At 37.5% G+C, this 14,308-nt stretch carries 11 protein-coding genes; 7 read left to right on the plus strand and 4 right to left on the minus strand.

Annotated elements, in window-relative coordinates; genetic code table 11:
• Window positions 1-912 precede the first annotated feature (912 nt).
• Window positions 913-2,220, minus strand: coding sequence for an MFS family transporter (locus ACFINI_RS05265; protein WP_375612016.1), 1,308 nt, complete (start codon window positions 2,218-2,220; stop codon window positions 913-915).
• A gap of 213 nt (window positions 2,221-2,433) precedes the next feature.
• On the opposite strand from ACFINI_RS05265, the gene ACFINI_RS05270 reads away from it, so the two are divergent.
• From ACFINI_RS05270 to ACFINI_RS05300, 7 genes are all read left to right on the plus strand, one after another.
• Complete coding sequence (locus tag ACFINI_RS05270; protein ID WP_375612017.1) at window positions 2,434-3,228, plus strand: thymidylate synthase; 795 nt, start codon at window positions 2,434-2,436, stop codon at window positions 3,226-3,228.
• Window positions 3,225-3,734 carry a dihydrofolate reductase gene (locus ACFINI_RS05275; protein WP_375646543.1) on the plus strand — a complete coding sequence of 170 codons (510 nt, stop codon included), beginning with the start codon at window positions 3,225-3,227 and terminating at the stop codon, window positions 3,732-3,734. The genes ACFINI_RS05270 and ACFINI_RS05275 overlap by 4 nt, the downstream gene beginning before the upstream one ends.
• A 119-nt stretch (window positions 3,735-3,853) precedes the next feature.
• A complete protein-coding gene (gene hflK / locus ACFINI_RS05280) occupies window positions 3,854-4,993 on the plus strand; it encodes an FtsH protease activity modulator HflK (protein ID WP_375612019.1) in 1,140 nt (379 codons plus the stop codon).
• A 2-nt stretch (window positions 4,994-4,995) separates the two neighbouring features.
• Window positions 4,996-5,934: a protease modulator HflC gene (gene hflC / locus ACFINI_RS05285; RefSeq protein WP_375606990.1), complete on the plus strand. Its 939-nt coding sequence runs from the start codon at window positions 4,996-4,998 to the stop codon at window positions 5,932-5,934.
• Window positions 5,935-6,085: 151 nt separating this feature from the next.
• Window positions 6,086-7,609, plus strand: a complete 1,524-nt coding sequence (locus ACFINI_RS05290; protein ID WP_375638325.1) for a Do family serine endopeptidase — start codon at window positions 6,086-6,088, stop codon at window positions 7,607-7,609.
• Between the two features lie 706 nt (window positions 7,610-8,315).
• Window positions 8,316-9,188 (plus strand): tRNA (adenosine(37)-N6)-dimethylallyltransferase MiaA, encoded by an 873-nt coding sequence (miaA, locus tag ACFINI_RS05295; RefSeq protein ID WP_375646547.1) that lies wholly within the window; start codon window positions 8,316-8,318, stop codon window positions 9,186-9,188.
• 245 nt (window positions 9,189-9,433) lie between these two features.
• Window positions 9,434-11,233, plus strand: coding sequence for an acetolactate synthase 3 large subunit (locus ACFINI_RS05300; protein ID WP_375646553.1), 1,800 nt, complete (start codon window positions 9,434-9,436; stop codon window positions 11,231-11,233).
• A 1,199-nt stretch (window positions 11,234-12,432) separates the two neighbouring features.
• On the opposite strand, the gene ACFINI_RS05305 is transcribed toward ACFINI_RS05300, so the two are convergent.
• The 3 genes from ACFINI_RS05305 to ACFINI_RS05315 form a co-directional block, all read right to left on the minus strand.
• Window positions 12,433-12,729: a hypothetical protein gene (locus tag ACFINI_RS05305; RefSeq protein WP_375646557.1), complete on the minus strand. Its 297-nt coding sequence runs from the start codon at window positions 12,727-12,729 to the stop codon at window positions 12,433-12,435.
• A gap of 362 nt (window positions 12,730-13,091) precedes the next feature.
• Complete coding sequence (locus ACFINI_RS05310; protein WP_375646561.1) at window positions 13,092-13,568, minus strand: hypothetical protein; 477 nt, start codon at window positions 13,566-13,568, stop codon at window positions 13,092-13,094.
• 121 nt (window positions 13,569-13,689) lie between these two features.
• Window positions 13,690-14,118, minus strand: a complete 429-nt coding sequence (locus ACFINI_RS05315) for an MFS transporter (RefSeq protein WP_375646564.1) — start codon at window positions 14,116-14,118, stop codon at window positions 13,690-13,692.
• Window positions 14,119-14,308: the final 190 nt, after the last annotated feature.

Genomic DNA, 14,308 nt, shown 5'->3' on the forward strand with positions numbered 1-14,308 from the left:
AAAGCTATTTACGATGTGCATTATAAAAACGCTATTGTATCATGATAATTTTTTAGGGAAACATAAAGATTTTTTCTAGAGCTATCAGTGGTGTTTTGGGCTCATGGTGTTGTTACATTGCGTAAATTATACGCTTTTTACTATCCTTAAGGAAATATTATTTTTTGTTTGATTGTGAATTATTTGCATATGCAGAGTGTTTATGAAGATATGATACTCTTTAGTTTATATGCTTGATGCTGTTTCGTAAAATGATGTTATTGACTATTTCATGCGAGGTTGGTGTATCTGTTAAAATACTTTTTAGGAATGAGCTTAAGTGTTAAGGGGGAGTACAATATTAAGAGTTCGTCAAAAGTATAATGATAGCGGCTTGCACTTTTATTAAGTGTAAAGAGAGTAATGTTCATGTTTATATTTTACGGGGCTTTTACGTTATGTCATTCACGGGTGCCGTTGTGAAATGGAGTTGGGTGCATTGAGAAATGTTTCTCAAAAAAGTGTGCGAATTCATAATATAATGGTATTTTCTATTTTCATGAAAGAATTTGTTTTGCATGAGGGGTACCATTAAGAACGTATTAAACAAAATCATGAGTGTAATCTTTATTATTGATAAAATTATCTTGAAAGATAATCACTTTTCTTCGATTTTGAGTGGGCATGGGAATATTAAAATAAATCAAACGTTTTTTATCTTCAGTGAATTAAATTCAGCTAAAGAAGTATTTATTACATAATAATATGAAGCCATTTATTTTTATAAGCGGCGTGTGCAGGAGGGAACATTGCTTCTTTAGAGTGTTTGAAGGGATAAAAAATTGTGAGCTTTAAACTTCTATCGGAAAGAATATAAAAAAGCCCAGTACTCTGGGCTTTTTTGTTAAAATCCTTGTTTGTTAACATTAAAGGTTAATGAATATCGTCTCCTTGTAAATACCCTTTTTTGCGAGCATCTGGCATTAAGAGAACAGCAATGAATGCAATAATCATCATGCCGGTTATATAAAAATAGAAGACAGATTCATATCCAAGATCTTTTAATCCAAGTGCGACATATTCAGCAGAACCGCCAAACAGTGCGTTGGCAATAGCATAAGAGAGCCCAACTCCTATTGCTCGTACTGAAGCAGGAAACATTTCTGATTTTACAATGCCAGAGATAGATGTATAAAAGCTCATAATGCAGAGCATTCCAGTAATGACTGATAAAGCAATCCATGTACTATCAGTACTACCAATCATATTAAGTCCAGGAATGGTAAAGATAATAGATAAGACACTCCAAATAAGGAGTGAAGTTCTTGTTCCAATTTTATCTGCAAGAGCACCAAAGAGGGGTTGGAGTAACATGAAAACAAAGAGTGCAGCTGTCATGATTGTTGTGGCTGTATGTTTATCAAAGCCAGTGGTTGTGATCAGATATTTCTGCATGTAAGTCGTATAGGTGTAGAATGTGAGCGATCCTCCAGCTGTAAAGCCAATAACCAGAAAGAAAGCTTTTCGGTGGTTGCTCAGAAGTCCCCTAATACTACCAGCTTGTGCACTAGAACGACTTTCTTTGGTCGTTGTCTCATGGAGTGTGCGGCGTAGATAAATCGCAACAATTGCGCCGCATCCACCAATGGCAAATGGAATACGCCAGCCCCACGCTTTTAGCTGATCTTCGGTGAGATAAAGCGCTAAAATGAATATAACGAGACTGGCTAGAAGTTGACCTCCAATCAGTGTGGTATATTGGAAAGAGCTAAAAAATCCGCGGCGATTTTTGAGGGCGATTTCGCTCATATAAGTTGCTGTTGTACCATATTCACCACCGACAGAAAGCCCCTGAAGCATTCTGAGTAAAAGTAAAAGAATTCCTGCTGCCATTCCAATGGTTTCATAGGTAGGAAGTAGGGCGATTAAGAACGAACCACCACACATCATAAAAACAGAGATAAGCATTGAGCGTTTGCGTCCGTAACGATCGGCAATGAAGCCAAAAAGCCATCCGCCGATTGGGCGCATAAGAAAACCAATAGCAAAAACACCCGCCGCTTTTAAAAGTTGCGTAACGTCATTGCCATCTGAGGGAAAGAATTGTGATGCAAAATAAATAGATGTAAAGGAATAAACATAAAAGTCATACCATTCTACTAGATTACCTGATGCACTGGACACGATAGCCCAGATACGTTTTCTTGTATCATGTGGTTTTAAAGCTTCTTGTTTTTCCATAGTCGATCCCTTTATTTGATGTTCATCCATCTTTGTTCATTTATGTCATTTTTTTAGAAGCTGTCTATAGTATTTTATCTTTTGCATCAAAAATTTAGTCAGATCATGATAATTTCTTGTGTAAGATGTTTTTGGAAAAAGATTTGAATTATGTTTGTACGGATTTTACAGTTTTTATTTTCTATAATAAGAAGAATCGGACATAATACCCTCATGAAATCATATCTTGCTCTTTTATCTCATGTTTTAAATCAGGGTATTGATCGGACAGATCGAACGGGTGTTGGAACGCGATCTATCTTTGGGTATCAGATGCGCTTTGATTTACAAGCAGGATTTCCGTTGTTGACAACAAAGAAACTACACTTACGTTCAATTATTTATGAACTTTTGTGGTTTCTTAAAGGCGATACAAATATCGCTTGGTTGAAAGAGCATGGTGTGTCAATTTGGGACGAGTGGGCTGATGAAAAGGGAAATCTTGGTCCTGTTTATGGTTATCAGTGGCGTTCTTGGCCTGCTCCTGATGGACGCCATATTGATCAAATTAACAATCTTTTAACAATGATTAAGGAAACGCCAGATTCTCGTCGCTTGATTGTATCAGCTTGGAATCCTGCATTAATAGAGGAAATGGCGTTGCCTCCGTGTCATTGTCTTTTTCAATTTTACATTGCGGAGGGGAAATTATCTTGTCAACTTTATCAGCGTTCGGCGGATATTTTCTTAGGTGTTCCATTCAATATTGCATCCTACGCATTGCTAACGATGATGATTGCGCAAGTAAGCGGTCTTAAAGTAGGCGATTTTATTCATACTCTGGGAGATGCTCATCTTTATTCTAATCATTTTGAACAGGCAAAATATCAATTGTCTCGTAGACCAAATGCTTTGCCATGTATGCGCATAAATCCAGCGGTAACAGATCTTTTTTCTTTTCAATTTGAGGATTTTGAGTTGCTTAATTATGAAGCACAACCCCATATTAAAGCGCCGGTAGCAATATGACGATTTCCATTTGTTTAATTGCTGCTGTTGCAGAAAATGGTGTTATCGGTCGTGAAGGTGTAATGCCGTGGCATTTATCAACGGATTTGCAACGCTTTAAAGCTTTGACATTGGGTAAGCCCATTGTTATGGGGCGAAAAACTTGGGATTCTGTTGGGAGACCTTTACTAGGGCGTACAAATATCGTTATTACACGTGATTGTACTTTTTGTGCTGAAGGGGCTGTTGTTGCTCACTCTTTATCGCAAGCTTGTTCTCTTGCAACAAATGTTGCTTCTCAAAATGATGTAGAGGAAATTTTTATTATTGGTGGTGGTGAAATTTTTCAACAAGGGTTGCATATGGCTGATAAAATATTCCTTACAGAAGTTTTAGCTTCTATAGAAGGTGATAGTTTTTTTCCTGTTTTTGATAAAGAAAAGTGGACTATTGTGCAAACACAAGATATTCCAAAAGGGGATAAAGATAGTCATCCGACACGTTTTGTTGTTTATGAGCGGAAATAATTTTTTGTAATATGAAGTGGAAGGGTTTATCAGTTGTATTGTAATGAGGTAAGAGACACCCTATAAGATCAAGCAAATGGTTGGTGTTCGAGTAGTGGTAATCAGTTAAAGAGGTGATAATGCCCTGGACAAATCAAAATGGTGGTGGCCCGTGGAGTGGCGATAAAAACAGTGGTGACAAAAAAACACCAGCTAAGAATCTCTTTGGTTCTGGTGGCGGTAATGGTGGCGAAAATGGTCCTAATCTTAATGAAATTTTGCGCAAAGGGCAGGATCAATTTAAACAATTCGGGAGAAGCAGTTTTTCTGTTTTATTCCTTCTGCTTATTGTGTTTTTTTGGCTATACCAGTCAATTTATATTGTTCAGCAAAATGAACAAGCGGTAGAGTTGCGCTTTGGCATCCCTAAAGAAGGCATTATTGGTGATGGGTTGCATTTTCATTTTTGGCCAATTGAGACCTATATGAAAGTCCCTTTAACGGAAAAAACAATCGCGATTGGTGGGAAGCCCGGTCAGGCGCAACAAAGTGATGGTTTAATGCTTTCGAGTGATCAAAATATCGTTAATGTTAATTTTTCCGTTTATTATCGGATTTCATACCCTAGTCAGTTTTTATTCAATGTGAATGATCAAGAGGGAACTGTCCGCCAAGTTGCTGAGAGTGCAATGCGTGAGGTCATTGGTTCGCGGCCGGTTGATGATGTTTTACGTGACAAGAAAGAAGAAGTTGCTAATGACGTTAGAAAGATTATCCAGTTGACTGTGGATAAATATCAACTTGGTGTCGAAATAAGCCGTGTTTCTATCAGTGAAGCTGCTCCTCCGACAAAGGTTGCTGCTGCGTTTAATTCTGTTCAGCAGGCGGAGCAGGAACGTGGAAGAATGATTGAAGAGGGGAATCGTGTGCGTTTTACGAAAATTGGTTTAGCAAATGGTGAAGCTTCACGCACACGGGAAATCGCAAAAGGTGAAAAGGCACAAATGGTTGAAGAGGCAACAGGGCGTGCTGAACGTTTTCAGGCGATAGCTCGAGAGGCTGCGATTTCACCAGAAGCTGCTCGCTACCGTCTCTATATGGAGACGATGGGGCGGATTCTTTCTTCACCAAATAAGCTGGTTCTTGATCAGGCAAATTCTCCAGCGGTGCCTTATTTACCTTTGAATGAATTGTTGCGTAGCAAGTCATCGGAAAAAGTAAAGGCAACAGCAGCGCGTCCTGCGTTACTCTTAGATTCTCGTATTTCTGGAGGAGATTAATTATGCAGCAATCTCGCTTTTTGTTTGTTTTTAGTGCTATAGTGTTTGTTTTGATGATTTTGTGGATGTCCGTATTTATCGTCTATCCTCGTCAACAAGTAGCAATTAAGCGTTTTGGACAAATTGTTCAGGTAGAATCTAATCCTGGAATCTATTTCAAGGCGCCCTTTATCGATAAGATGATCATTGTTGATAATCGGTTATTGCGTTACGATGTTCCTACACAATCTGTACAGGTTCGTGGTGGTGCGTATTATGAGGTGGATGCGTTCTTTATTTACCGTATTACAGATCCTAAGTTGTTTTTACAGCGCATTGCTTCTGGGCGTCCACAAATTGCGGCACGTGAAAACCTTGCACCACGGTTTATTGACGCTTTGCGTGCTGTTTATGGTAAGCGAGAATTTAAAGCAGCCTTATCGGATGAACGAGGCGCGATGATGGCTGAAGTACAGAAGCAATTTTCTGTAGATGCAGGCTCGTTGGGTATTACCATTGTTGATGTGCGTATTCGTAAAACCGATTTGACTGATGCTGTTTCAGAAGATGTCTATCGGCAAATGGCAGCTGAACGTGAAGCTGCTGCGGAAAATATCCGGGCTCGTGGTCAGCAGGAGCGAGATCGTATTGTGGCAGAAGCTAATCGTGAATATGAAGAAATTGTAGCAGCTGCAAAGCGTGATGCTGAAATTACCCGTGGTGAAGGTCAAGCTGAAAGTATTCGTCTTCTATTGAATGCGAGGGAGGCTAATCCGTCTTTTTACGATTTTTGGTTGGCGATGGAACAATACAAGAATTTAGAGAAAACACCGATGGTGATTTCTCCAAATGAGGATTTCTTTTTCTATTTTCGTAATCCGCCGCAGGCAAATAAAGCATTCTTACCGACAATGAATACTGGCCTCAGTAAAACTGATCCAAAATCGGGAGAGAATAGATAAAATAATGGATTGCAGATACGAGATTTTGCATGAAAAGAATGATCTGTGACCATTTTCTTTTATGGTAAAAGTGGTAGAGAGTATCGAGCCGTGCTGGTTTTATGTAGATAAATTTAGTGGGGCTCTTTGCATCTTTGATTAAAGGCATGTCATGGATAGAAGTATCGTGAGTAAAAATACGTTTTTAAAGTTTTTTATCACAAGAGTTGTTTTTTGTGTGACTTTGTTTCTATCAGGATCAGTGAGTTTGTCTTGGGGAGCCGAGACAAGCAAGGCATTGCTTTCTATTCCTGATTTAGCTTCTGAGCTTTTGGAAACAGTTGTGAATATTTCCACGGCGCAGACTGTTGAAGGAACAGAACAGGATGCAAACACCTCGGTACCCGTTATCCCAAAAGATTCATTGCTGGAGGAATATTTCAGTGATTTTTTTACACCCAAGGATGGTCAAAAAGATAGTCAATTTCAAAAGGTGCGTTCTTTAGGCTCTGGTTTTGTGATTGATGCGCAAAAAGGGATTATTGTTACAAATTATCATGTTATTGTAGATGCTGATGATATTGAAGTTAATTTTACGGATGGTACAAAACTAAAGGCAAAGCTTCTTGGAAAGGATAGCAAAACTGATTTGGCGTTGCTTCAAGTCGATGCAGGAAGTAAAAAATTAAAAGCTGTGCGTTTTGGTGACTCAGAAAAAGCACGTATTGGTGACTGGGTTATGGCTATTGGTAATCCTTATGGTTTTGGTGGAAGTGTGACGGTTGGTATTATTTCTGCACGTAACCGTGATCTTAATGCTGGTCCCTATGATAATTTTATTCAAACAGATGCAGCAATTAATCGGGGAAATTCTGGTGGGCCGTTATTTGATAGAAATGGTGAAGTCATTGGCATTAATACAGCAATTGTTTCACCTTCGGGAGGATCTATCGGTATTGGATTTGCTATTCCATCGGATATGGCTCTTTCTGTTATTAATCAATTGCGTGATTTTGGAGAAATAAGGCGTGGTTGGTTGGCTATTCGTATTCAGCCGGTAACAGAGGATATTGCAAAAAGTTTAAAATTGGACAATGCTGTGGGAGCATTGGTGGCTGGTAAAATAGAACAGACGGAAGAAAATAATGTAGATAATAGCCAGTTACAAACTGGAGATGTTATTCTTTCCTTTGGTAATTCCAAAATTAAGCATGCACGTGATTTGCCGCGTTTAGTTGCAGAAAGTTCAGAAGGAAAAGTGGTGGACGTTACTATTTTACGCAATGGGCAAGAAGCAACAGTAAAAGTTAAGCTTGGACGTTTGATTGAAACAGATCCAAATGAAGATACAGAAGAAGTTGATGATAAAAAAAATCAAGATTTGTCGAAAAACGTGACAATGCAATTTATGGGAATGACGTTATCTGAACTGACAGAGGATTTGCGTCATCGTTATTCAATTTCAGATAAACTTCGAGGACTAGTGGTGACATCTGTTGCACAAAATAGTGCAGCGGATAAAAAGCGTATTCGCGTTGGTGAAGTGATTGTTGATATCAATCAGAGTTCTATCACAACAATTGATGAGGCTAAAAAACGTATTCATAAATTACGTGAAGCTGGACGCAAAAATGCTCTATTTATTGTAGCACGTCCAGATGGAGAGTTACGGTTCGTAACGCTCCTAATGGATTGATCCTTAAAAAATTATTTTTTGTTTTTTATCAGCCTTAGTGTGTGGGATATTTTGCAAGTCAGCCATGTGATGTCCGATATTTCTCAAGCTCATTTCACGATAGAGAGCATGGGGTGTGCAATATAAAATCTATTGGAAATCATTATATCTTTATGCTGAATATCAAAGTATAAATTGGTGTCATCATAGTATTTTTCAGTTCTCAATATTGTAACAGCCTAGACTTTGAAATGCTGCATAAGAGATATTGGTACACCTTTCTTAAGTCCATTTTTATCTCTGCTTGTGATGCGCAAGTAAATGGTATTGATATGATGCTTTATGAGGCTCTTATTATAAACCGGCGTAGCATGCTATTTTTATAGGAAAAAATAAAGCTATTTGATTGTATAGATTAAACTTAGTATTATTTTCATAAATGATGACAAAGAGTATATTTTTAATGGCCTTAACGGACAGAATTATTATAGCTGTGGTTTGTTATTGAATTACGATAGCAAAAAATGCTTGGAAATTCCTTTGGTGTTGTTATTAAGTCCATTTTTTCTTTTTTATAAGTTTCATAAGGGGCTTTGTCTTAAGGGGAATTTGTGTTCGTATTTTTTGTTTGAAGTATTTACTCTATGATAATGGAGAGAAAATACAGGAAGGCTTTGGGGGTGTCTGCATGTTGTAATAAATTATTGATTGGGAGAAATTGCTATTCATGGCACAGAGAACAGTTACATTAATAGCGGGGCCAACGGCAAGTGGGAAGTCAGAACTTGCTTTGCAAATGGCTCAAGAAAAAAATGCTCTCATTATTAATACTGATTCAATGCAGGTTTATGATGTTTTAAATATTTTAACGGCACGGCCGGGGGAGGCTGATACCGCGATTGTTCCCCATTATCTTTATGGTCATGTGAGTCCTATTTTGAATTATTCAGTAGGGCAATGGTTGTGTGATGTCGAGAAGCTATTGACTACTTTTTCTTTAAGATCAGTTATTTTTGTTGGTGGGACAGGACTTTATTTTCGTGCTCTTTTAGAGGGGATTTCGGAAATCCCTCATGTTCCAGATGTTGTGCGGCAGAAGTGGCGTTTGCTGCTTGATAAAGAGGGACCTGAAAGTCTTTATCGCCAGTTGTTGCAGATTGATGCTGTTGTTGCTGAAAAAATTTCTTCGCACGATAGACAGCGTATTGTCCGTGCTTTGGAAGTTTATGATGCAACCGGTAAGACGCTCAGTTGGTGGCAGAAACAAAAAACAACACCTCTCATTGCGCCGAATTTGACCGAAAAAATTCTTCTCATGCCACCACGTTCTCTGCTTTATGAACGTATTCATAAACGCTTGGATTCTATGATTGAAAGAGGAGCTTTAGAAGAAGTGGTGGCTATGAAAAAACTTAAACTTTCCCCTTCTTTACCGGCAATGAAGGCTATTGGTATACCTGAATTTATGGCTTATTTGGATGGATATAGAAGCTTTGAGAATGCTCTTGAAGCGGTAAAAATACAAACGAGGAGATATGCAAAAAGACAAATGACATGGTTTCGTAATCAATTTGATGAAGAATGGATGCTTACTTTTTGATAAAAGAGTTAGAGCTTTGCAAAGAAACTTATCGAAAGATAAAATATAATTCGTGAAAAAGAAATTTTTTAGAAAATATAATTTTTTATTGACGAATGGTATCAATGGAATTAGAAATCTCTCTACAAGGAATTTTTTATATATTTTATACGTTGGAATAATGGGGGTAATCATACAGTATGTGTTGTGTAATGGGCTCCGTTAGGGGCTTTTTTATTGTCCTATAAAGTAGGTGAGTGGGAAAAATGAGAAATGATCCAAGAAAGCAAGAGAGTGCAGATGGAAAAATAATGTCGGGCGCTGAAATAGTGGTTCAAGCTCTTATAGATCAAGGCGTTGAACATATTTTTGGTTATCCTGGTGGGGCTATTTTGCCTATTTTTGATGTTCTTTATCACCAAGATACACTCCAGCATATTTTGGTGCGCCATGAACAAGCCGCAGGGCATGCAGCTGAAGGCTATGCACGCAGCACAGGGAAGGTAGGGGTTATGCTTGTGACTTCTGGTCCAGGGGCAACGAATGCTGTTACACCTTTGCAAGATGCTCTTATGGATTCGATACCTCTTATTTGTTTTTCTGGGCAGGTGTCAACAACGGTGATTGGAACAAATGCTTTTCAAGAGGCTGATACAGTTGGAATTACAAAGCCTTGTACGAAGCGTAATTGGCTGGTTAAAAATGTCAATGATCTTGCGGCTATTATTCATGAAGCTTTTGCTCTTGCTCAATCAGGTCGTCCTGGGCCGGTTTTGATTGATATTCCTAAGGATGTTCAATTTTCTTCAGGATTTTATAGAGCACCTCAAGTTCAGGAATCTTTACATTCTTTTCCATCGTTGAAAGGGAATACTAAGGCTATTGAATCTGCCGTTTCTCTTTTAGTTGAGGCAAAACGCCCTATTATTTATTCTGGTGGTGGTGTTATTTCATCGGGGATGAAAGCTATACAGCTTTTACGTAATTTGGTTCAATTGGGGGATTTTCCGATTACTTCAACATTAATGGGACTTGGTGCTTATCCTGCTTCCGGTAAAAATTGGCTTGGAATGCTTGGAATGCATGGAACCTATGAGGCTAATATGGCCATGCATGATTGTGATGTCATGTTAGCTGTTGGAGCACGATTTGATGATCGTATCACCGGGCGCCTTGATGCATTTGCACCTCATGCGCGTATTATTCATATTGATATTGACCCTTCTTCTATCAATAAAATTGTAAAAGCAGAAGTTCCAATTATTGGTGATGTGGCTTGTGTTTTAGGAGATATGACGCAACTCTTAAAGATACAGCAACCAGCGTTTAACAGTGAAGTCCGTGAGGCGTGGTGGACGCAAATTAACCGTTGGAAGGCTCGTAATTCATTGGCATATGCGGAGAAAAAAGATGTCATTATGCCGCAATATGCTCTTGAACGGCTGTATGCTTTTACCAAAGATGCGAATGCTTATATTACAACGGATGTCGGGCAGCATCAGATGTGGGCAGCGCAGTATTATCATTTTGATGAACCAAAACATTGGATGACTTCTGGTGGTCTTGGAACGATGGGGTATGGTTTACCTGCTGCTATAGGTGTTCAAATAGCGCATCCTGATGCGCTTGTTGTGTGTATTTCTGGTGATGCCTCCATTCAGATGAATATTCAAGAGCTTGCAACAGCTATTCAGCATGACACACCGGTGAAAATTTTCATTTTAAATAATCAGTATATGGGAATGGTCCGCCAGTGGCAGCAATTGCTGCATGGTAATCGTCTTTCTCATTCTTATACGGAATCTATGCCTGACTTTGTGAAATTGGCACAAGCTTATGGAGCCGTGGGAATTCATTGTTCAAAACCCGATGAACTTGATGATAAAATTCAGCAGATGATTGACTGTGATAAGCCTGTTCTTTTTGATTGTCGTGTTTATCATTTAGAAAACTGTTTTCCTATGATCCCATCGGGATGTGCTCATAATGAGATGTTATTACCCGATGAGGCAAGCGAAGAAGCTATTGCAAATGCTATTTCTTCCGAGGGAAAGATTCTTGTATAAAATGAATATGTTAACAAAATGGTGAAGGATGGTGATGATGAAGTCTTTGGAGTCTTCATCTCTGTCTCTTCTTTGTGGAGAGTTCCTATTATCCTTAGAGCTCATTTTATGATTTTCATTCTTTGTTTAAAGACATGGGGTGTATTATTATTTGTTCATCTAAAAATGTTATAAGTCGTGTGCACAATTATGTTTGAATTTATTTGTACGCGATGTTTGTTTTTTTAATTCATATGTTCACATTAATAGCTATTTCGTTGCATTTTTTAGATAATACATTGAATTATCTGTTATAAATTAATTATGTTGTCTCATATATGAATGATTTCATCGTGCAAGAAAAAAAGCCACAGTGCTTGAAGGGTGCAACCATGCAAGCCGTCATACTTGTGAAAACAATAGAAAAGTTTGTTACTATGTTTTGGTTTTGCATTATGAAATTACTCCAAATAGCTCTTTCAGGGGCTTGATAGGAAAATCCCCTAGCGGTTTGAAAGGAAGGGAAAAAATAACAAAAATCAAATGCAGCCATAGAAAACCAATAGGTCACCATAGCTTATAATCAGGTATGATTATGCGGGAGAAACCTATACATATGAGATGTATCGTCAATATATAAACCAGAATAATACTCAACATCATATCATTATCAGGATATTAACATTGAAAATTAAATACTCTTTCTTTTATTTGTTCTATATATCTATGATTCCATAAATCTGCAGACACAAACACTCTTTGAATCCACCGCATTAGATTTTCATAACTATCAAATGATCCAAAAAATTTATCTCTAGAGTGTAGGGTCATTCTGTTATCAATGTATAATAATCTTTCTGGTTGTACATCAATTCCAAAAGATACAGCCTTAATAGCTTCATAAAAATGATCTGAAGCTTTCTTGGCTTTTTTGACTGTGGCTCTAACATGCCTGGATAAAAAACAGCGCTGATATCTGGGAATTCACCGTCCCCTTGAACTAGGGGCACTTTACTTGTAGAGGTTACCCCATTTTTTCTCCATCTATAGGGAACATTAATTATATATAAATTATCCCTTAAGCTCCTCAAATCCTCCTCACTTAAAAGTTTTAAGGCTAGACGTGCATCAGATATTCTCGTTAACGGGCCATCAACACCATTGCGAATACCAGATAAAAGTATCACCTTTAGGAGATAAATTTAAATCCGTTATAAATTTTAGTGCAGCATTTTCATATGAAAATCTAACTCAACTTCAGATCCTAATCCTGTATAATCTTTTTTATTATCCTCTAAAGGAACTAGGTTATTTACTATATGTTCGCCTTCAAACTTAATTGAATAAGGCTCTCCGATCAATAAAGAAAACATTATAATTAAATTTTCGCTAATATAGCCACTTTTACAAGACACATCTAAATTGTAAGGATTAGGTGACATATTAATTTGTTTATCAACAGGAAGGTTTTCAAAGATTAAATATGGTCTAGGGGTAATAGACACCTTTTGGTTCATAAGAATTGTCAATATTCTATGTGGGAGCAGCGAAAATGCTATTTTTTTAACTCAACCGAATATTCAATACCACCGTATAGATCATAAATAACATGGTCTAAAGCCTCTCAAAGTTTGTCTCTTTCGACATTGCTCAACTAAAAAGTATTTTCCATTTATCATTATAATTTCCCCAATTATATTTCCCTACTTTTTTATTAAAAAAGTGAAAAAACAATAATTAAAATCAGCCATGTTAGTAAATAAGTGTCTGTAAAATCTTGGATTAATCCAAATAATGGTGGAGTAGTAATAATTGCGATTTGATTTACAGATATTGCTAAACCCAGAGAAAACACAACGCTTTCTTTCGGCTTAAGAGTCTACAATATAAGCAGCCCAAGGGCCATACCATTCCATTCCCAAAAAACTAACCAAGCAGATAAAATAGTTAAATAAATTATGGATCCACTTATGCCCAAAATTAATATTAAAAATCCAAAAACGACTGCAATCATGCAAAACAAGACAGGAAAAAATTGTCCTTTTTTACAATGATCACGCCACGCTGCTAAAATAATTCTTCCTAAGGCACCAGAAGCCTGTGAAACAAAAAATAAATAAGCACTTTTATCTAGAGACAGGTGATAGATTCTATAAAAATAGATCGTTATAAAAATAGTTAAAACATATTGAACGATCACAAGTGAAATGCTTGGAAAAATAATATTCTTCATATGAGGCGCAGCCAACATTGCAAGACGAGATCTTACATTTGCATAGAACGAAATTCTTGCCTTGCTTTCTGGAACGATAGTGATAACTTTTGCTGGTGAGTGATAAAAATAATAAATATACATCCACCTAAAAAAGAAACTATGGTACCGACCAAAAACGCACCTTGTATGCCATAGACAAGGGCACTCGCAGGAATAACTATACCCAGCTAATGCCCTCTACCTAATGGTAGCCCCGCCTGCCTTATTCCCATTGCAAATCCGCGTTGCGATTGTGGAAACCATGAAGAAACGGATTTAGCACTACCGAGTTGAGCAGAACTATAAATCCCCCTACAATTAGCAAACAAACCAAAAGGGAAATATAGTTATCTGCGATTGCTTCCAACAAAAGAGCGACAGAAACGCCGATCGCGCCAACTCCAATAATATAGTGCTCGTTAAACTTGTCTAGTAATTCACCAGCTACAAGTAATCCAATAATAGGTAGGAACTGCGCTGCTGAAGATAGTAAACCTATCTGAGAATCACTAAGCGAGAAATCCTTCTTAAAAAATTCAGCTAAAGGACCAATCCCTTGAACAAAGAAGCAGGCTGATGCTTGAGCGATAGTGGCAACAAGCAATATAATCCATCTATAATAATTTTTTCCTATAAATTTATTATTGCTCACTCCGCCCCCCCTCCAATTAAAGTGTATTCCAATGAAGTAGCCTTTTTTAATAATGCTTGCAACAATAAATTAGGTATTTTATGCTGATTACATAAAAATCTGTCAATACAATTGGTATTAATATGAAAGCTAAGGAATATGCTTCATTTAAGGAAATAAGCTATTATGTGTAGTGCAAATTTGATACGCT

The organism is Bartonella sp. AA56HLJMS (genome assembly GCF_042197145.1).
Taxonomy (GTDB): Bacteria; Pseudomonadota; Alphaproteobacteria; order Rhizobiales; family Rhizobiaceae; genus Bartonella.